Raw genomic sequence first — 17,916 nt, 5'->3', positions numbered from 1 at the left:
GCACTGAAGACTCAGTGCTTCGTCGCGTCGTTGCCGAGTTCCGCGCGCCGTTGCTGCAGGAAGCGACGCACGGCCGGGTCGCGTTCCAGACCGATCGCCTGGTCGTAGGCCTCGACGGCTTGGCTGGTGTTGCCGAGCCTGGCCAGCAGGCCCGCACGCGCCGCCCAATAGGGCTGGTAGTCGGCAAGCCGCTTGTCGTCACCCAGCACGTATAGTGCTGCCAATCCCGCTGCAGCGCCCTCGGCCTCGGCAATCGCCACGGCGCGGTTGATCGCCACCACTGGCGAGCCGGCAATCGCCAGCAGGGCGTCGTAGAGCTGGCGGATCGCCGCCCAGTCGGTGCGGCCGTTCCGCCGCCGCGCCGTATGCGCCGATTGCACGGCGGCCTCGAGCTGGTAGCGGCCGATCACCGCCTTGGCCGCGGCGCGCCCGAGCAGCGCTTCCGCCTCGTCGATCAGCATGTCGTCCCACAGCGCGATGTCCTGTTCGGCAAGCGGCACGAAATCGCCTTCGGGGCTGCGCCGCGCCGCGCGGCGGGCCTCGGCGAACAGCATCAGCGAAAGCAGGCCCAGCGCTTCGGGTTCCTCCGGCATCAGCGAGGCCACCAGCCGGCCGAGCCAGATGCCTTCGGTGGCGAGGTTGCGCCGCTGCGTCTCGGTGCCGGCCGGATCGGACCAGCCTTCCGCGAAGGCCGCATAGATCGCTTCCAATACCGCGTCGAGCCGCTCGCCAAGCTCGGCCCGTTCGGGCACGCGGAAGGGTATGCCAGTCTCGCGGATGCGGCTCTTGGCGCGCACCAGGCGCTGGCTCATCGTTGCCGGCGACACCAGAAATGCCGAGGCGATCGTCGCCGCATCGAAGCCGAGGATGGTCTGCAGGATCAGCGGCGCGCGTACGCCGGGTTCGATCGCCGGATGGGCGCAGGCAAACATCAGCCGCAGACGCTCGTCGGGCAGCTCGTCGTCATTCATGTTCGCCTCCATTTCCTCGGCGACCAGCCTGAGATGGTCGCGGGCCGCCTCGCCGGTCAGCCGCCGCCGGATCGCGTCGACCCGGCGCCGCCGTGCCACCGCAAGCAGCCAGGCTTCCGGCCGGTCTGGCACGCCGGCCTTTGGCCAGCGCTCCAGCGCCGCCGCGAAGGCATCGGCCAGCGCGTCCTCGGCGCCGGCGACATCGCGCGTGCGAGCGGCGAGCCAGGCGACCAGCTTGCCGTAGCTCTGCCGGGCGGCCGCTTCCGCCGCCGCCCGCGCGATCTCCAGGCCATTTTCCATCACATGGTCTGTTCCCAGATCGGCCGCAGCTCGACCGTGCCGGCGCTGGCGGCGGGGCAGCGCGCCGCCCAGGCGATCGCGGCATCGGCGTCCTCGGCCTCGATCATGTAGAAGCCGGCGAGCTGCTCCTTGGTGTCGGCATAGGGACCGTCGAGCACGTTGGTCTTGCCGTTGGCCATCCGCACCGAAGTGGCGGCCTGGGTCGGCTTCAGCCGGTCGCCGGCGAGCCAGGCGCCGGACTTCTTCAACGCCTCGGTATAGGCGCCGTAGGCCGCGCTGATCTCGTAGGTCTTCTCGGTCGGCGCGGCCGCCATCGCGGCTTCGTTGACGTAGATCAAAAGCATGTATCGCATGGTCTTCTCCCGTTTTCTCGAAGGCCGCTTCGTTGCTGGCCGACCCTATGTCGCGTGACATCGGCCGATTTCGATAGGCGCCGCGAAAATCCTTTCGGCTTCGTCATGGCGTTTCGATCATTTCTCAGACAGGTACTCGGTCATTTCCCAGATCGGGCGCACCTCGACCGTGCCGGTGCTGGCTGCCGGACACCGTTCAGCCCATTTCTTGGCCGTGTCGAAGTCCGTCGCTTCGATCATGTAGAAGCCGGCAAGTTGCTCCTTGGTGTCGGCATAGGGGCCATCGAGCACGTTGGTCTTGCCGTCCGCCATCCGCACCGAGGCGCCCGCCTGGGTCGGGCGCAGCCGGTCGCCGGCCAGCCATGCGCCTGATGTCTTCAACGCTTCGGTATAGGCGCCATAGGCCGCGAGGATCTGCTCGGTCCTCTCGCGCGGCGCATTCGCCGTCGCGGCTTCGTCATTGTAGATCAAAAGCATGTATCGCATGGTCTTCTCCCGCTTTTTCGAACGGCCCGCTCCGTTGCGGGCCGACCCTATGTCGTGCGGTCTCGGCCGATTTCGACAGGTTCCGGAAAAATCTTTCGGCCTTCGTCGCATCCTGCGCAAGCCGGCGCCCACCGTGGCATCACTCAACCGTTCGTCCCAGACCATGATCCCAAAAAGTGGAAGCCGGTTTTTGGAAAGGATCATGGTCAAATAGAAGGCATGCAATTGCAGGTTGGCATTTGTCGCCTGCCGTCTAAACTCGCCCCGGTTCGTGCCGGGAGACGGTACGACGACCACTATTTCAGGGAGGATGTGATGTTCAGTTTTAGGACGAAATTTGTTGCTGTCGGCGCAATGGCGCTGTCGCTTGGCCTTGGCGCGGTGCCGGCCGGGGCGCAGGAATTCATCAACGTGCTGACCGGCGGCACCTCGGGCGTCTATTATCCGCTCGGCGTCGCGCTGTCGGAGATCTACGGCAAGGGCATCGAGGGCGCCCGCACCCAGGTGCAGGCGACGAAAGCCTCGGTCGAGAACCTCAACCTGCTGCAGCAGGGCAAGGGCGAGATCGCCTTCGCGCTCGGCGACTCCGTCAAGCTCGCCGCCGAGGGCAACACCGAAGCCGGTTTCCCGGGCAAGCTCGATAAGCTGCGCGGAATCGCCGCCATCTACCCCAACTACATCCAGATCGTCGCCAGCAAGGAGTCCGGCATCAAGACGCTCGCCGATTTGAAGGGCAAGAGCCTGTCGGTCGGCGCGCCGGCCTCCGGCACCGAGCTCAACGCCCGCGCCATCTTCGCGGCCGCCGGCCTGAAATATGAAGACCTCGGCCGCGTCGAATATTTGCCCTTTGCCGAATCGGTCGAGCTGATCAAGAACCGCCAGCTCGACGCCACGCTGCAATCGGCCGGCCTCGGCGTCGCCTCGATCCGCGACCTCGCCACCTCTGTCCCGATCAACGTCGTGGCCGTGCCGGCGGATGCCGTCGCCAAGATCGGCTCGCCCTATCTTTCGGTGGTTATCCCCAAGGGCACCTATGAAGGTCAGACCGAGGATGTCGCTACCGCCGCCGTCGGCAATTTCCTCGTCACCCGCGCCGACGTCTCGGACGAGACCGCCTATCAGATGACCAAGCTGATGTTCGAGCATCTCGACCAGCTTGCCGCCGCCCACGCCGCCGCCAAGGCGATCGACCCGGCCAAGGCGCTCGACGGCATGCCGGTGCCGCTGCATCCGGGTGCGGAGCGCTACTACAAGGAAAAGGGGTTGGTGAAGTAAGCGCCTTCCCTCCCCCTCGAGGGGAGGGTGGACAGCCGCCGAAGGCGGATGACGGGTGGGGTCGGGTTCATGCCGCGCGCTGCCCGGACCGACCCACCCGCCTCGCTTCGCTCCGCACCCTCCCCTCAAGGGGGAGGGATGCCACCAGGAACCCGCCAATGACCGAAACCCCGACCGTTCTTTCCCCTGCCGTCGAAGAGCCCATCGAAGTCCTGCCGGCGGGCTTCGGCGAAGGCCTCGCCGGCAAGGCGGCCTTCCTCATCGCCGTCGCCTTTTCCGTCTTCCAGATCTATGTCGCCGCCTATGGCAGCCTGCCCAGCCAGGTGGTGCGTGCCATGCATGTCGGCTTCCTGCTGTTGCTCGGCTTCGCCCTGATCGCCAATCTGCGCGCCAGCAGCCTGCCGGCGAAAGCCGTTTTCTGGGTTCTCGGCCTGCTCGGCTTCGGCACCGGCCTCTACAACTGGGTTTTCTATGCCGACTTGATTCGCCGTTCCGGCTTCCTCACCACGCCCGACTTGATCGTCGGTTCGCTGCTGGTGGTGCTGGTTTTCGAGACCGCTAGGCGGCTGATGGGGCTGCCGCTTGCCGTCATCGCTTTCGTCTTCCTCGCCTATTGCTTCGTCGGCAATCATTTGCCGCCGCCCTTCATCCATCGCGGCTATGATTTCGCCCAGCTGATCGACACCTTCGCCTTCGGCACCGAAGGCATCTACGGCACGCCGGTCTATGTTTCGGCCGCCTATATCTTCATCTTCGTCGTCTTCGCGGCCTTTCTCGAACGCGCCGGCATGATCGCCCTGTTCAACGATTTCGCGCTGGGCCTGGTCGGCTCGTGGCGCGGCGGACCGGCGCAGGTCTGCGTGCTGTCCTCGGCGCTGATGGGCACCATCTCCGGCTCCGGCGTCGCCAATGTGGTGGCCAGCGGCCAGTTCACCATCCCGCTGATGAAGCGCTTCGGCTTCCGCTCGGCCTTCGCCGGCGCCGTCGAGGCGACCTCCTCCATGGGCGGCCAGATCATGCCACCGGTGATGGGCGCGGTCGCCTTCATCATGGCCGAGACGCTGAACATCCCCTATGCCGAGGTGGTCAAGGCGGCGATCATCCCGGCCCTGCTCTACTTCGGCGCCTGCTTCTGGCAGGTGCATCTGGAGGCCGGCAAGGCGAATCTGCACGGCATGGCCAAGGCGGAGTTGCCCAATCCCTGGGACGCGGTGAGACAGCATTGGCCGCTGGTGCTGCCGCTCGCCGCGCTGGTCTATCTTCTGTTTGCCGGCTACACGCCAATCTTCGCCGGCACAATGGGCTTGGCGCTGACCATCGTGCTCATCCTCGGCACGCCTTTGGCTGCCTTGATCGATCCACTGGCCTTCCGCATCGTTTTCTGGCTGGCGCTGGGGCTTGCTGCAGCGTCCTTCATGAAGTTCGGCGTCAATATCCTCAGCCTCGTCATCGCCGCGCTCATCGTCGCCTGCGTCACCTTCAAGGGCGGTCGTGAGACGCTTGCCATATGCGTCGACTCGCTTGCCGAAGGCGCCAAGAACGCACTGCCGGTCGGCATCGCCTGCGCCATCGTCGGCATCGTCATCGGCACGCTGACGCTGACCGGCATTGCCTCGACTTTCATCGGCTGGATCATCTCGATCGGCGAGAACAATCTGTTCCTGTCGCTGGTGCTGACCATGCTCACCTGCCTGGTGCTCGGCATGGGCATCCCGACCATCCCCAATTACATCATCACCTCGTCGCTGGCCGGACCGGCACTGTTGGAGCTCGGCGTGCCGCTGCTGGTCAGTCACATGTTCGTCTTCTACTTCGGCATCATGGCCGACCTTACCCCGCCGGTGGCGCTGGCCGCCTTTGCCGCCGCACCCATGGCCAAGGAAAGCGGCCTCAAGATCGGCGTCCAGGCGACCAAGCTAGCCATCGCCGGCTTCGTCGTGCCGTTCATGGCGGTCTACACTCCGGCGCTGATGCTGCAGGATGCCGGCCCGCTCGCCGCGCAGTTCGGCTATCCGGTCGAAGTCGCCTATGTCGTCGTCAAGGCCTGCATGGGCATTGTGCTCTGGGGTGCGGCCGCCGTCGGCTTCGTCGTCCGGCGCATGGTCTGGTGGGAACGCCTGGTCGCCTTTGCCGCCGGCGTGCTGCTGGTCGCGACACTTCCGCTCACCGACGAGGCCGGCTGGGCGCTCTCTCTGCTGTGGATCGGCTGGCATGTCTGGCGCGCGCGCCAGGCATCCAGCGCCGCATGAGCCTCTGCATCCTCGCCGCCGGCAAGACGGTCAAGCTCGCTGTCGCCGCCTTCACCCTGTCCTGGACGCACTCGGTGGAAAGGACGCGCTGGCAGGAAGACTGGACCGTGCTGCCATCCGGGCTGCAGGTCGTCGAAGCACGCGTCAAAGGGTCCGGCGCAGGCATGGAGCCGCCCGAGGGCGCGGTTTTGCGGGACGGCTGGTGGACCTACACGCCCGGGATCGGGCCACAGCCGCGCCTCGTGCTCGCCGCATCCGGCGCGACCGGCGAAGGCTGGACGCTGTGCACGGATCAGGGCTGCCGCGAACTTGGCAAGGCGGCTGGCGACACGATCGTGCTGGAATCGTGCGCCAGACCATGATCCCGAACTTTTTTAGCCGACAACCGGCCGGAGCCGTTTGACAACAACCAATATCTGGCCGGCGCGCGACCCATCCAGCAATCGACGTCCAGGTCCGAATTGCCTCAGTGCTCGTCGCTTGCGAGCGCTTCCGTCTGGTGGCGGTGTCCGAGCGCTTCGTAGCCGACGACAGTCACGGCCGGTGCGAGCATTAGAATGATGAGGCAGACCGCCATGTCGACGCCGGCAAGCGCGGCGAAAACGGCGAGCGCGACGACCGCCGCGGTCGCGAGCAGCAGCCAGATGTGAAACGGATCGAAGCGCGGAACAAGGTAATAGTAGAGCGCATAGATCAGCCCCAGGAAGATACCCACGGGAATAGCGGCGGTAAGCAGCGTCGCAAGCGGGCCGATGTGAGCCTTGTGCTCGATAAAATAGGCCGCGACGTGGAGCCCGGCGCCGGTCGCAACGATGGCGGTCACGACCAGCATCTGCCCATAACCCCACACGAATGCGCGATCGCGGTGGGCATGAAGGATCCGCGCCGAAGGCAGTATGTAATAGATCCACCACATGCCGAAGGTCAGCCCGGTGCCGGCGATGCAAACCAGAGCCGCATCCATGGTCCAGCCCTGCTCCTCGACCACGGCCGACAGCGACGCGAGCGTGCCGACGACACCCTCGCCCAGCGCGATGATGGCGAACAGGCTGTGACGCTCGGCGATGTGATGGGCATGCCAGGGCGTGCCGCCATCCCTGCGTTCGGCGATCACCGGCCCCGCCAATTCGACCAATGCGAGGACGCAGGCGAGTATAAGGCTGACGCCGACCGAGAAATCGGCGAGGATCTGCACCACCCAACCGACCTGGGCCACCGAGATCGCTGTGGCGTAGGTCAGGCAGGCCCGGCGCCGATCAGGGTCCTGCCTGGCCGCGCGTAGCCACTGGAACACCATGGCGACGCGCATGATGACGTAGCCAAGCACCATGACCGAATTGTCGAGATGTTCGCCATGCTCGATCGAGGCAAACATGCGCGGCAGGCCGATTGCCAGCACCAGCACGCCGATCATTTGCACCATGGTGACAAGGCGGAAAATCCAGTCGTCGGTGTCGTAGGCCGAGGAGAACCATGAGAAATTGACCCAGGCCCAGCAGATGGCGAAGCTTGCGAAGCCGAAGCCCAGCAGGGCCGCCGCATAGTGGCCCTCAGCCAGCGCATGCGCGAGCTGGGATGAGGCAAGGCCGAAAGCTGTTACGAAAGTAAGGTCGAACAGAAGTTCGAGCGGGGTTGCGACGCGATGCTCCTCATGCGGATGGCGTCCAGCCATGCGCCTGACATGATGATGGAGCGTCTCGGAACTGACGGGCTTGGTATTCATCGCGCGCTCTTCGTTGGGCCTCGTCGACCGACACTAGAGACAAGGCAGAAAGCGTCAAGGCGCGCAGCCGGCCGCACGCTACCAAGCCCGGCGGGTTTGTAGGTCCGTGCCGTTTAAACGGTCTGGCCAGGCAACCGGCGCGCCGCCGTCTCGGCCATGGCATCGGCCAGGCTCAAGCCCCATTGCTGGCGGCAATAGTCGCGAAAATCGAAGCAGGGCAAGCCGGGACAGACCTCGAACTCGATGAGATGGACGCGGTCGTCGGCCTCGATCCTGAAATCGATGGAAAACACATCGCGCAGGCCAAGTCCAACGATCAGCCTCTCGGCGATACGGCGGATTTTTGCGTCGGCTCCCGGCTGGCTGGCTCCAACCGGGACAAGCACCGGTTCGGCATAGCGTCCTGTCGCCTTCGCCGCCTCGCCGGTCTCGCCATAGAGCGCCAGACTGTCTTCCATGGTCTGGAAATCGCCACCTGAATCGACAAAGGCGATGCCGAGCGCCTCGACGCCGGTCTCCGGCTTCAGCCCAAGGAAACTGGCGCGAGCATTGCGGCCGGAGACATAGGGCTGGACGACGACATCATCGCGATAGGCGGTAAAAACACGCCCGCTAAGCTCCAGCGCGTGGCCGAGATCATGGCAGCGGGAATCCGGCCAGATGCCAATCTTGGCACCGAGACGGTTCGGCTTGACGAACCAGCCGTCCGCCGAAGCCGGCGGCTCGACCAGCCAGCTTCCGTCGCGCGCCAGGCCGGCCTGCGGCACCGGCAGGCCGAGCGCGGCGAGCACGGCGCCGGAGCGGAACTTGTCCTGGCAGAGCGCGAACAGCGCGTCGTCGGCGCCGATCGTCCCCAGGCCGTTCAGCCGCGCCAGCGCAGGGGCCGCGCCGCCGCGGAAATAGGCAATGCCGTCGGTCAGCGTCCATACCAGCGTGGTGTCGGGATCGGCTCCCGCGAGCACACCTGTCGCATCGTCGAGCGCCACCGGCACGAAGGCGAGGCCGCGTTTGTGGCAGGCGGCGGCAAGCGCATCGAATTCGCGAACGAGATCGGTCGACTGCGCCAGATAGGACGAAATCTCGGCGGCGCGTTCCGGCGCATGACCATCGGCGACGAGCCGATGGAAACAGGCCTTTTCCGGCTCGTGGACAAGGATCAGTTTTGGTTGGCGGCTCGACATTGATCAACGCGCTCCCGGGCAATGCGCCCACCTTCGCATGGCGCCTGCCAACGGCTTTCGCGAAACCGACTGCTCCGGACGGTTGCGTGACAGCGTCCGCCGATCAGGAGATTCAGGCGATCAGCACGCGCGGCTCGAAGCGGCCGTTGACGGGAATATCGATCAGGAAGGTCATGCCGGCCTGCGGGTCGAGCTTGCGCTGCTTGTCGTCCTTGCCCTTCCACGCCGAGGTCACCGCCAGCCTGTCGGCCTTCGCGCCGACAAAAGCAGGGCAAGAGGGCTGCGTCACCGGCATCGATACCTCGCGCAGCAGCGTGCCGTCGGGCGCATAGGCCTTGACCGCCTTGCCGCCCCAGACGGCGTTCCACAGCACGCCGTCGCGGTCGACGACGGAGCCGTCGACATAGCCCTTGGACGAGCGATGGTCGACGAAGACCTTCGGCTCGCCGACGGGCAGGCCGGTCGCCGGGTTACAGGCGACGCGCATCAGCAGCCCGGTGCCGGTGTCGGTGTAATAGGCGACCGTTCCGTCCTCGGAAAAGCAGATCGAGTTCGATACGGTGATGTCGGAATACAGCTTGCGCAACTCGCCCTTGAAGAACCAATAGATCGAGCCTGCGCCTTTCTCTTCACCCTTGCCCATCGTGCCGACCCAGAAGGCGCCGCAGGGATGGACGCGGGAATCGTTGGAACGGGCGAGCGGATTGTCGGCCTCGATCGGCGTGTGCAGCGTCAGGCTGCCGGTCGCGACATCGCGGACATGCAGGCCGGTTTCGGTGGCGATCAGCTGGCGCTGGTCGTCGATGATGGCGATGGCGCTGGCCATCAGGCCTAGCGCATGGATCTTCAGCGCGCCGGAGGTAACGCCCTTCTCCAACAGCAGGCCATTGACGATATCGAACCAGAACAGAGCATCGGTGCCGGGATCATAGCTCGGTCCCTCGCCGAGCTGACAGATGTGGTCGCAAAAGACCGAAACAGTGTCCATCATGCGCCCCCGAAAGCCATGTCCCAGGCCACCACCGCGGCACGGGCGCGGGTCGCCACCTCGTCGACGCGCATGCCCGGCTTGAACAGGCTGGAGCCGAGGCCAAAGACAGTGACGCCAACAGCTTTATAGCCGGCAAAATCTTTTTCCGAGACGCCGCCGACGGCACCGATCAGCGTGTCCGCCGGCAGCACCGCGCGGACGGCCGAGATGCCGCTCGCACCGAGCACGCTGGCCGGGAAGAATTTTAGCGCCGAGGCGCCGAGCCGGATGGCCTGGAAGGCTTCGGTCGGCGTGAAGACGCCAGGCATTGTCACCATGCCGTGGTCCATGGCGCGGCGCATCACATCGGCGTCGACGTTGGGGCTGACCAGCAGCCTGCCGCCGGCCTTGTGCAAGCCGTCGACATCGGCCGGTGTCAGCACCGTGCCGGCGCCGACCAGCGCGGTAGGCGGAAGCGCCTCGGCGATGCCGGCGATCGACGAAAACGGGTCCGGCGAATTGAGCGGTACCTCGATCGCCTCGATGCCGGCCTCGAAGACCGCCGTGCCGATGGCCACCGCCTCTTCGGGCTTCAACCCGCGCAGAATGGCGACCAGGCCGCGCTTGACCTTCGGGAACGGTGCGGTCCGGGTCACGCTGCAACTCCACTTCTGGCGATCATGCCGTTTTCGCGCGCGGCCTCGACCAGGCCGGCCCGCACCGCCTCGTCGGCGTCGACAGCTCTTACTGCGAGTCCGGCAAGGCCGAGCGCTGCTCCATAGAGCATGGCAAGCGCGCCGGAAGCGACCAGCACGACGGGCGCTGTACCGGCGCCGTAGCGGCGCTTTGCCGAGGCGATCTCGCCGCCGATCAGCAGGCCGGACAGGCAGGCGGCGGCATCGTCGGGCTTCAGGTCTTGCAGCAGGCCGGCGGCGCGGATCGAAAACAGTTTCGAGGTGACATCGCCGCCTTCGGCCAGCGCCGTGCGGCACCAGTCCTGGAAGAACGAGTTGTCCGGCGCGACGGGCTTCGGCTGCTCGCCCAGCGAATGGCGCAGAATCGAATGCGCCGCCAGCACCGAGAACAATTCGCCGGTCGGCCAGGTGCCGAAGCCGGCAACCGCGCCGTCCTCGACCAGGACCCATTTCGAATGCGTGCCCGGCATGCAGACGAGATGGCGGCCCTTTGCCGGCAAACCGGAGCCGGCAAGCTGGGTTTCCTCGCCGCGCATGACATCGGGCGCATCGGTGAGGCGCTGCGCGAGGCCGGGCACGATGCGGATATCCCGCCGCTGGCCGGGAATTTGGGCGGCGCCTGCAAGGATGGCGCCGATCGGCGCCGGCACGGTGACATAGGGCGCCTCGAGCCAGCCCTGGCGGGAGCCGGCCATGCCGCAGACGATGACCGGCAGTGCTTCCGGCGCACCGAGAGCCGCCAGATGCCCTTCGAGGATGGGGGAAAACCCTTTCTGCTGCGCGGTGATCAGCCCGTCGTCGCCGCGACGCTCAGCAAGAACCTTGCCTGTTTCATCGATCAGCCAGACCCGCATGCGGGTCGTGCCCCAGTCGACGGCCGCGACCGCCGGTAGCGCGCTCACAGGAAGCCTCCATCGACGATCAGCATCTGCGCGGTCAGCATGCGCGAGGCGTCGGATGCCAGGAACAGCACCGTGCCGACGATGTCGTCCGGCTGCATGACCTCCTTGATGCACTGCTTGGCGACATGGGCGGCGAGCCCTTGCTCGGTGACCCAGAGTTCCTTCTGCCGTTCGGTGATCACCCAGCCGGGCGCCAGCGCGTTGACGCGGATGCGGTCGGCGCCGAGCTTGCCGGCGAGCCCCTTGGTGAGGCCAAGGATGCCGGCCTTGGCGGCCGTATAGGCCGGCATGTCCGGGTGGTTGATCAGATAGGACGTCGAGGTGAAGTTGATGATCGAGCCGCCGCCGGCCCGCTTCATGCCCGGCGCTACCGCCTGCGCGGTAAAGAAATGCGGGCGCAGATTGACCGCGTGGTTGTTGTCCCAGAACTCGACGGTGACGTCCTCGACGGCATGGCGGTCGTCGAGCGCGGCGTTGTTGATCAGCACGGTGACATCGCCATGCGCCGCGGCCGCTTTGGCGACTGAAGCCCGCAGCGCCTCGACGTCACGCAGATCGGTCTTGAGATAGAGCGGCCGCCGGCCAAGCTCGTTTTCGATGCGATCGGCAAGTGCCGTGCTCGGGCCATCGGCGATATCGATGAAGGCGACCTTCGCGCCCTGCCGGGAGAAGCCTTCGGTCAGCGCGGCACCGATGCCGGAGCCGCCGCCGGTGATCAGCACCGAGGCGCCTTCAAGGTCGGCAAAGCGCGCCGATGGCATCATGTTTTTTCTCTCCGTTATGGACGGCGCGCATCCTAGCCAGCGATCTCCGGCGAGCAAGGGCGAAAAACAGATTTTGGCGCTTATGTCTGACAAAATGGAGGGAGCGCCCTCACCGGGGCCGCCGGATAGGCAAAGCGTTGGCGGCAAACGCCGTCAGATCGCCTTGGCGCGCAAGGCACCGCGATAGGAATCGCGCAGATAGCCGAGCGTGGCGTCGGCATCGACCGGCCTGCCGAACAGATAGCCCTGCCCGCCGGCGCAGCCGAACTGGACGAGGCGGTCGGCCTGCGCCTCTTCCTCGATGCCCTCGGCGACCACGTCCATGCCGAGCCCCTCGCACATGGCGAGAATGGCGCGGATGATGTGTTCCGACGGCCGGTCGTCGAGGATGGAGGAGACGAAGGCGCGGTCGATCTTGAGCTTGTCGAAATGGAACTCGCGCAGGCGTCCGAGCGAGGACTGGCCGGTGCCGAAATCGTCGAGCGAAACGCGGATGCCGACGCGGCGCAGATCCTCGACGATCTTCTCGGCCGAGGCCGGATCGTTCATCAGGCCGGTTTCGGTGATCTCGATCTCCAGCCGGCGCGGATCGAACCCGGTGCGGTCGAGGATTGCCAATATGTGCAGGCCGGTGTTCTGGTCGACAAGCTGCGACGGCGACAGGTTGAAGGACAGGAACAGATCGCTCGGCCAGTTGCGGGCGGCCTCGGTGGCCTTGCGCAGCACCAGCTGCGACAGCGGGCCGATGATGCCGCGTTCCTCGGCGATCGGGATAAAGACGCTCGGCGGCACCATGCCGAGGTCGCGATCGGTCCAGCGCGCCAGTGTCTCGAAGCCGATGGTGCGGCGAGTGGTGAGATCGACGATGGGCTGGAAATGCGGCTCCACCTCGCCGGCCGAAACGGCACGGCGCAGCGCCTGCTCGATACGGGTGACGCGCTTGGCGGCTTCCTCCATCTCGCGGGTGTAGACGACGACCCGGCCACGGCCCGAGCGCTTGGCATGGTAGAGCGCGGTTTCGGCCTTGTTGACGAGGATCTCAGTGGTCTCGTCGCCGGAGTAGAACAGCGAGCAGCCAACCGAGGCCGAAAGCCTGGCGGTGCGTTCGCCGACATCATAGGGCGCCGAAAGGATCTCGATCAGCATGCGCGACTTCTCCGCCGCCGCCTCTTCGCTGAACACCATCGGATAGAGATAGGCGAACTCGTCGGCACCGATGCGGCAAACCGTGGAGTAGCTGTCCATCGACGCGCGCAGCCGCATCGCCACCTGGATCAGGATGTCGTCGCCGGCCTTGTGGCCGAACAAATCGTTGATCGGCTTGAAGCCGTCGAGGTCGAGGATGCCGACGGTGAAGGGCGCCGGGTCCTCTGATCGATCGCTGATCAGGCGGTCGACCTTGTCGAAGAAACGGCGATGGTTGCCAAGCCCGGTCAGCGCATCCGTGAAGGCCAGATCCGTGTTTTCCTTGGCTGCCTGCCCGGTGCCAAACGTCGTTTGCATCGGTGTTCCTGTTTGCACCTCTGAATTTATGCGCAGACTGGCAGCAAACCGTTTAGGAAACGTATCGCGAAATCGATTTTTTCGCCGGCTGAAAAAAGGCCGCCGATCGTATGAATTGTCCGACTTTTCAGGGGCGGATGCCTTCAGGCGCCTTGCCGGACACGATAGAGTTCGATCGGGGCTCCCTTGGTCTCCGCCACAAGCTCGAGCCAATCCGGCACGCTGCCGTGCATCAGCCCGGCGAGAAAGCCTTGCGGCGCCTTCTCAGTCAGGAGCTCGCTTTCCGCGCTGCCGCGGCAAAGCGCGACCAGGCCGACGCGATGATCCGCCACGATCTTGCGCGCTTCGTCGGCAGACCCCAGGAAGGCATCGAGCGCCAAGAGGTTGCCGGCGATGTTGCGATGATAGGGCCCGGCGAACACGCGATGTCCCGAATAGGCCAGGATCGGCGCGCCGAGATTGGAGATCGCCAGCACAGTGGTATCAGGCATGTGACCGAGCGGCGCAAAGGTCGCCATGCGGTAGCACAGCTTGTCGGTCTCGCTGTCGGCGGCCACAGTGTTCTTGGATTCGAGCGCCACCGAGGTTGCCGCCGCGGCACCGGTCCAGACGGCGTTCACCGACACCAGCCAGGCTGCGGCCATGCGCAGCACAACGCCGCGTGAAGGGCTGACCTCGGCACGCTGGCGCCATTTGGCGATCCAGGCCGAGAGCGGGATGACGGCGAAGCCGATCGAGAATGTCGAGCCACGCACCTGCCAGGCGCTGACGACGAAAGCAACGACGAGCAGCGCGGCCACGAGGCTTTCCTGCCGCCGCCAGTTGCCGCGGCTAAAGCTGATCGCCATCAGCACGATGGCCACCAGCGGCGTGGCGTAGCGGGCCGCGACGCGGGCCGGCGCGTGGGCGAGAAGCGTGAACAGCGACTGGGCCTCGTCGATGTGATCGAGCCACAATTCCTTGAGGCGCGGATCGAGATTGGCATAGGGAGCTGCCAGGCATTGCGGGAACAGCGACACCACGACCGCGGCTATGACTGCAGCAAGCAGGGCAAGCGACACGAGACGCCGCTGCCAGCTACGACCGGCGGCATCGATCGAGGCGATGACTGCCAGGCCGGTTCCGGCAAGTGCCGCCACGACAAACTGCACGGTCGAGAAGGCATCGCATTGCGCCTGGCCCCATGCCGAGAAAGGGATGGTGGCAATGAAGACCAAGGCCGAGACACCGGCAAAACCGAGGCCGAAATCCCGGGCGATCCGGCTCTCGCCCGACCTGTCGACGGCAAACAGCAAAGCGACCGAGACACCGATGGTGGCGACATAGGGGACAGTTTCCATGCCGACGGCGAGCGTCAGCGCGGCGCAAAGTCCGGAGAAAAGCGCTGCGGTCCGCCGCACCGGCGCCTCCAGCAGCAGGCAGAGGCTTGCCATGGTCAGCATCAGCTGGACGTTGTGATGATCGAGCGCCCCCGTCGAATAGATGCCGATGAAATGATACGCCGCGGCGCCGACGACGACGGACGGCAAAACAGCACTCTCGCCGGCGACATTGCGTGCCGCGCGAGTGGTGAAGAACACGGTCAGAAAGAACAGCAGCGACGGCCAGGCAATCTGCGCGACATCTTCGGCAAGAGCGGTGCTGCCGGTCAAAGCCTGCACGACAAGGATTATGGCGGCGATCGGCGTGTCGACCAGCCGCGACCAATGCATGACGAAGCCGCCTTCCAGTCCCATCCGGTACTGGTGCAGGTCGAACCAGCCCTGGCCGCTCAGCAGGTCGCGGACCTCGACCAGACGCAGCAGATTGTCATTGTCGCCGCCGGCATCGGTCAATTCGCGAAAGCCGGTGCCGACATTGACGGCCAGCGCCACCAGCATGGCAAGCAGCGCCAGCATCAAATCGGACTTCCAGGAGGAAGCGCCGGCCTTGCCTGAGCTCATCGTTATGACCTTTGTCGGAAGGAATGCGGCTTAAACCTAGCCTTAACGGCTTCAATAAATAGTAAAGCCGCCTGAGCGAGGCCGGCGTTTTGCGCGCGGCCAGGGCCTCAGATGGCATCCGGAGACGAAAATGCCGCATGAAGTCCGCCACGAGCCCGATATTGCCGTGCTCCTGCCTTGCTACAATGAGGAGCCGACGATCGCCGAGGTGGTGCGGCGGTTTCGCGAGGCGCTGCCTTCGGCCGCGATCTATGTCTACGACAACAATTCGCGCGATCTGACGGCGCTGCGAGCCCGCGCGGCCGGCGCCACCGTCATCCGCGAGCCGCGCCAGGGCAAGGGCAATGTCGTGCGGCGCATGTTCGCCGACATCGAGGCCGACATCTATCTGATGGCCGACGGCGACGGCACCTACGCGCCGGAGGACGCGCCGCAGCTGATCAACACGCTTTTGACCGAGCGCTGCGACATGGTGGTGGGCACCAGGCGCGGCGTCACCGACGATGCCGGCCGCTCCGGCCATGCCTTCGGCAACCGCATCTTCAACAGCCTGTACAAGCGGTTGTTCGGTTCGGATTTCACCGACATCTTCTCCGGCTACCGCGTCTTCACCCGGCGTTTCGTCAAGAGCTTCCCCGCTGTTTCCGGCGGCTTCGAGATCGAGACCGAAATGTCGGTGCATGCCTCGCAGCTCAAGCTGCCGGTCAGCGAGATCGCGCTTGATTATGGCCGCCGGCCGGAGGGCTCGTCGTCGAAACTGTCGACGTATCGCGACGGCGCCAGGATCCTGTGGATGTTCGCCATGCTGATGAAGGAGACGCAGCCACTGCGCTTCTTCGGCGCCTTTGCCATGTTCTTCCTGGGGTCGAGCCTGTTTCTGATGACGCCGGTGCTGATCGAATTCGCGCAAACCGGCCTCGTGCCGCGCATGCCGACCTGGGTGCTGTCCGTCGGACTGCTGCTTCTGTCGATGCTTTCGGTTGTGACCGGGCTGATCCTCGATTCGGTATCGCGCGGCCGCGCCGAACAAAAGCGCATCTTCTATCTGTCGATGCCGTCCGGCCGCGTCGAACGGCGTGAACGGGCCGCTGGGCAGACTGCCCTGAAACCCTCACCGGGCAAGACTCCCCGGGCGGCGTAGAACCGTGAGCCGTCTCTACCGCTTCATTCTTGCCGGCGGCGTCGGTTTCGTCGCCGACGCGGCGGCATTGTGGCTGCTGCTGGCCGTTACGCCGCTTGGCCCGCTTGTCGCCCGCGTTCTTTCGATCGGCTTTGCGCTGACCGTCACCTGGCAGTTCAACCGCCATCTGACCTTCTCGCCGTCGAGCCGTGGCATCGCAACGGAGGGCGCTCGCTATGGCGGCGTCGGCATCGCCACCAGCATCATCAACTATGTCGTTTATTGCGTGATCCTGTTTGCCCTGCCGGCGATGCCGCCGCTTGCGGCGCTCGCGATCGCCTCGCTGGTCGCCATGGCGCTTTCCTTCCTCGGCTATTCCCGCCTGGTCTTCGACCGATAGGCTCTGGCTGATTGGCAGAAGCCGCTGAGTTCCTTATATCGGCGACAGGATCGCGCCGGAGACCCAAGATGCCCTTGAAAATCGCCGTCCAGATGGACCATGTTTCGACGGTGTCGATCGCCGGCGACACGTCGTTTGCGCTATCGCTGGAGGCGCAGCGGCGCGGCCACCAGCTGTTCCACTACACGCCCGACCGGCTGTCGATGCGCGACGGCAAGGTGTTTGCCCGCATCGAGAAAATGCAGGTCCGCGACGAGAAGGGCAACCACTATTCACTGGGCGAGAAGGTGCGCACCGACCTGTCGGAGATGGACGTCATCCTGCTCCGCCAGGATCCGCCCTTCGACATGAACTACATCACAACCACGCACATTCTCGAGCGCGTCCACCCCGGGACGTTGGTCGTCAACGACCCGGCCTGGGTGCGCAACAGCCCGGAAAAGATCTTCGTCACCGAATTCCCGGACCTGATGCCGGAAACGCTGATCACCAAGGATCCTCTGGAGGTCGCCGCCTTCCGCAAGGAGTTCGGCGACATCATCGTCAAGCCGCTCTACGGCAATGGCGGCGCCGGCATCTTCCATCTGCACGAGGCCGACCGTAACCTCGCCTCGCTGCTCGAAATGTTCGGCCAGATGTTCCGCGAGCCCTATATCGTGCAGCGCTATCTGAAGGACGTGCGCAAGGGCGACAAGCGCATCATCCTGATCGACGGCGAACCGGTGGGCGCCATCAACCGGGTGCCGGCCGAGCACGATTCGCGTTCCAACATGCATGTCGGCGGCCGCGCCGAGAAGACCGAGCTAACCGAGCGCGAGCGCGAGATCTGCGCTCGCATCGGCCCGTCGCTGAAGGAACGCGGCTTCATCCTCGTCGGCATCGACGTCATCGGCGACTACATGACCGAGATCAACGTGACCTCGCCGACCGGCGTGCGCGAGGTGCAGCGCTTCGGTGGCGCGGATATTGCTGGCCTGTTCTGGGATTGCGTCGAGGACAAGAGGCGATAGTTCCACGCAACTGCGCCCCAGCGATCCTCTAACTCCTTGCTTTTACGCAATTCCTGACGGAAATCCGTTGC

17 protein-coding genes are annotated in these 17,916 nt (G+C 65.3%); 6 read left to right on the top strand and 11 right to left on the bottom strand.

Going from position 1 to position 17,916, the window contains the following annotated elements; genetic code table 11:
- Positions 1-11: 11 nt before the first annotated feature.
- From ACFX5Q_RS24270 to ACFX5Q_RS24260, 3 genes are all read right to left on the bottom strand, one after another.
- Positions 12-1,271, bottom strand: coding sequence for an RNA polymerase sigma factor (locus ACFX5Q_RS24270; RefSeq protein ID WP_404282115.1), 1,260 nt, complete (start codon positions 1,269-1,271; stop codon positions 12-14).
- Positions 1,271-1,624 (bottom strand): YciI family protein, encoded by a 354-nt coding sequence (locus tag ACFX5Q_RS24265; protein ID WP_404282113.1) that lies wholly within the window; start codon positions 1,622-1,624, stop codon positions 1,271-1,273. Before ACFX5Q_RS24265 ends, ACFX5Q_RS24270 begins: the two co-directional genes overlap by 1 nt.
- Before the next feature lie 117 nt (positions 1,625-1,741).
- Entirely contained in the window at positions 1,742-2,110 is a 369-nt protein-coding gene (locus tag ACFX5Q_RS24260) for a YciI family protein (RefSeq protein WP_404282112.1), read from the bottom strand.
- Positions 2,111-2,425: 315 nt separating this feature from the next.
- Here ACFX5Q_RS24260 and ACFX5Q_RS24255 point away from each other — a divergent pair, with 315 nt between their 5' ends.
- The 3 genes from ACFX5Q_RS24255 to ACFX5Q_RS24245 all read left to right on the top strand — a co-directional run bounded on the left by ACFX5Q_RS24255 (position 2,426) and on the right by ACFX5Q_RS24245 (position 5,996).
- Positions 2,426-3,385 carry a TAXI family TRAP transporter solute-binding subunit gene (locus tag ACFX5Q_RS24255; protein ID WP_404282110.1) on the top strand — a complete coding sequence of 320 codons (960 nt, stop codon included), beginning with the start codon at positions 2,426-2,428 and terminating at the stop codon, positions 3,383-3,385.
- Between the two features lie 158 nt (positions 3,386-3,543).
- Positions 3,544-5,634 carry a TRAP transporter permease gene (locus ACFX5Q_RS24250; protein WP_404282109.1) on the top strand — a complete coding sequence of 697 codons (2,091 nt, stop codon included), beginning with the start codon at positions 3,544-3,546 and terminating at the stop codon, positions 5,632-5,634.
- On the top strand, positions 5,631-5,996 hold the full coding sequence (locus tag ACFX5Q_RS24245) for a DUF1850 domain-containing protein (RefSeq protein WP_404282107.1): 366 nt from the start codon (positions 5,631-5,633) through the stop codon (positions 5,994-5,996). Before ACFX5Q_RS24250 ends, ACFX5Q_RS24245 begins: the two co-directional genes overlap by 4 nt.
- Positions 5,997-6,100: 104 nt before the next feature.
- Here ACFX5Q_RS24245 and ACFX5Q_RS24240 read toward each other — a convergent pair whose 3' ends face one another.
- From ACFX5Q_RS24240 to ACFX5Q_RS24205, 8 genes are all read right to left on the bottom strand, one after another.
- A complete protein-coding gene (locus ACFX5Q_RS24240) occupies positions 6,101-7,357 on the bottom strand; it encodes a low temperature requirement protein A (protein WP_404282105.1) in 1,257 nt (418 codons plus the stop codon).
- Between the two features lie 113 nt (positions 7,358-7,470).
- Positions 7,471-8,538, bottom strand: a complete 1,068-nt coding sequence (locus ACFX5Q_RS24235) for a D-alanine:D-lactate ligase-like protein (protein ID WP_404282103.1) — start codon at positions 8,536-8,538, stop codon at positions 7,471-7,473.
- A 112-nt stretch (positions 8,539-8,650) separates the two neighbouring features.
- On the bottom strand, positions 8,651-9,526 hold the full coding sequence (locus tag ACFX5Q_RS24230) for an SMP-30/gluconolactonase/LRE family protein (RefSeq protein ID WP_404282101.1): 876 nt from the start codon (positions 9,524-9,526) through the stop codon (positions 8,651-8,653).
- Positions 9,526-10,164, bottom strand: coding sequence for a 2-dehydro-3-deoxy-6-phosphogalactonate aldolase (locus ACFX5Q_RS24225; RefSeq protein WP_404282099.1), 639 nt, complete (start codon positions 10,162-10,164; stop codon positions 9,526-9,528). Before ACFX5Q_RS24225 ends, ACFX5Q_RS24230 begins: the two co-directional genes overlap by 1 nt.
- Positions 10,161-11,105 (bottom strand): 2-dehydro-3-deoxygalactonokinase, encoded by a 945-nt coding sequence (locus ACFX5Q_RS24220; RefSeq protein ID WP_404282097.1) that lies wholly within the window; start codon positions 11,103-11,105, stop codon positions 10,161-10,163. Before ACFX5Q_RS24220 ends, ACFX5Q_RS24225 begins: the two co-directional genes overlap by 4 nt.
- Entirely contained in the window at positions 11,102-11,869 is a 768-nt protein-coding gene (locus ACFX5Q_RS24215) for an SDR family NAD(P)-dependent oxidoreductase (protein ID WP_404282095.1), read from the bottom strand. The genes ACFX5Q_RS24220 and ACFX5Q_RS24215 overlap by 4 nt, the downstream gene beginning before the upstream one ends.
- A gap of 153 nt (positions 11,870-12,022) precedes the next feature.
- On the bottom strand, positions 12,023-13,372 hold the full coding sequence (locus ACFX5Q_RS24210; RefSeq protein WP_404282093.1) for a putative bifunctional diguanylate cyclase/phosphodiesterase: 1,350 nt from the start codon (positions 13,370-13,372) through the stop codon (positions 12,023-12,025).
- A 143-nt stretch (positions 13,373-13,515) separates the two neighbouring features.
- Positions 13,516-15,315: a GtrA family protein gene (locus tag ACFX5Q_RS24205; RefSeq protein ID WP_404282091.1), complete on the bottom strand. Its 1,800-nt coding sequence runs from the start codon at positions 15,313-15,315 to the stop codon at positions 13,516-13,518.
- Between the two features lie 130 nt (positions 15,316-15,445).
- Here ACFX5Q_RS24205 and ACFX5Q_RS24200 point away from each other — a divergent pair, with 130 nt between their 5' ends.
- From ACFX5Q_RS24200 to gshB, 3 genes are all read left to right on the top strand, one after another.
- Positions 15,446-16,456, top strand: a complete 1,011-nt coding sequence (locus ACFX5Q_RS24200) for a glycosyltransferase (RefSeq protein WP_404282089.1) — start codon at positions 15,446-15,448, stop codon at positions 16,454-16,456.
- 4 nt (positions 16,457-16,460) lie between these two features.
- Complete coding sequence (locus ACFX5Q_RS24195) at positions 16,461-16,835, top strand: GtrA family protein (protein ID WP_404282087.1); 375 nt, start codon at positions 16,461-16,463, stop codon at positions 16,833-16,835.
- A 68-nt stretch (positions 16,836-16,903) separates the two neighbouring features.
- Complete coding sequence (gshB, locus tag ACFX5Q_RS24190; RefSeq protein ID WP_404282085.1) at positions 16,904-17,845, top strand: glutathione synthase; 942 nt, start codon at positions 16,904-16,906, stop codon at positions 17,843-17,845.
- The last annotated feature ends 71 nt before the right edge of the window (positions 17,846-17,916 follow it).

Source organism: Mesorhizobium sp. IMUNJ 23033, from assembly GCF_044778005.1.
Classification (GTDB): domain Bacteria; phylum Pseudomonadota; class Alphaproteobacteria; order Rhizobiales; family Rhizobiaceae; genus Mesorhizobium; species Mesorhizobium amorphae_A.
The sequence above is the reverse complement of the archived record's forward strand: the minus strand, read 5'-3'. Positions and strand labels throughout refer to the sequence as shown.

Excerpts from the sequence above, each read along its gene's own strand:
- ACFX5Q_RS24200 (WP_404282089.1), top strand. The coding sequence starts at position 15,446 with ATGCCGCATGAAGTCCGCCACGAGCCCGATATTGCCGTGCTCCTGCCT.
- ACFX5Q_RS24250 (WP_404282109.1), top strand. The coding sequence starts at position 3,544 with ATGACCGAAACCCCGACCGTTCTTTCCCCTGCCGTCGAAGAGCCCATC.
- ACFX5Q_RS24235 (WP_404282103.1), bottom strand. The coding sequence starts at position 8,538 with ATGTCGAGCCGCCAACCAAAACTGATCCTTGTCCACGAGCCGGAAAAG.
- ACFX5Q_RS24255 (WP_404282110.1), top strand. The coding sequence starts at position 2,426 with ATGTTCAGTTTTAGGACGAAATTTGTTGCTGTCGGCGCAATGGCGCTG.
- ACFX5Q_RS24260 (WP_404282112.1), bottom strand. The coding sequence starts at position 2,110 with ATGCGATACATGCTTTTGATCTACAATGACGAAGCCGCGACGGCGAAT.
- ACFX5Q_RS24215 (WP_404282095.1), bottom strand. The coding sequence starts at position 11,869 with ATGATGCCATCGGCGCGCTTTGCCGACCTTGAAGGCGCCTCGGTGCTG.
- ACFX5Q_RS24205 (WP_404282091.1), bottom strand. The coding sequence starts at position 15,315 with ATGAGCTCAGGCAAGGCCGGCGCTTCCTCCTGGAAGTCCGATTTGATG.
- ACFX5Q_RS24230 (WP_404282101.1), bottom strand. The coding sequence starts at position 9,526 with ATGGACACTGTTTCGGTCTTTTGCGACCACATCTGTCAGCTCGGCGAG.
- ACFX5Q_RS24240 (WP_404282105.1), bottom strand. The coding sequence starts at position 7,357 with ATGAATACCAAGCCCGTCAGTTCCGAGACGCTCCATCATCATGTCAGG.
- gshB (WP_404282085.1), top strand. The coding sequence starts at position 16,904 with ATGCCCTTGAAAATCGCCGTCCAGATGGACCATGTTTCGACGGTGTCG.
- ACFX5Q_RS24270 (WP_404282115.1), bottom strand. The coding sequence starts at position 1,271 with ATGGAAAATGGCCTGGAGATCGCGCGGGCGGCGGCGGAAGCGGCCGCC.
- ACFX5Q_RS24265 (WP_404282113.1), bottom strand. The coding sequence starts at position 1,624 with ATGCGATACATGCTTTTGATCTACGTCAACGAAGCCGCGATGGCGGCC.
- ACFX5Q_RS24210 (WP_404282093.1), bottom strand. The coding sequence starts at position 13,372 with ATGCAAACGACGTTTGGCACCGGGCAGGCAGCCAAGGAAAACACGGAT.
- ACFX5Q_RS24245 (WP_404282107.1), top strand. The coding sequence starts at position 5,631 with ATGAGCCTCTGCATCCTCGCCGCCGGCAAGACGGTCAAGCTCGCTGTC.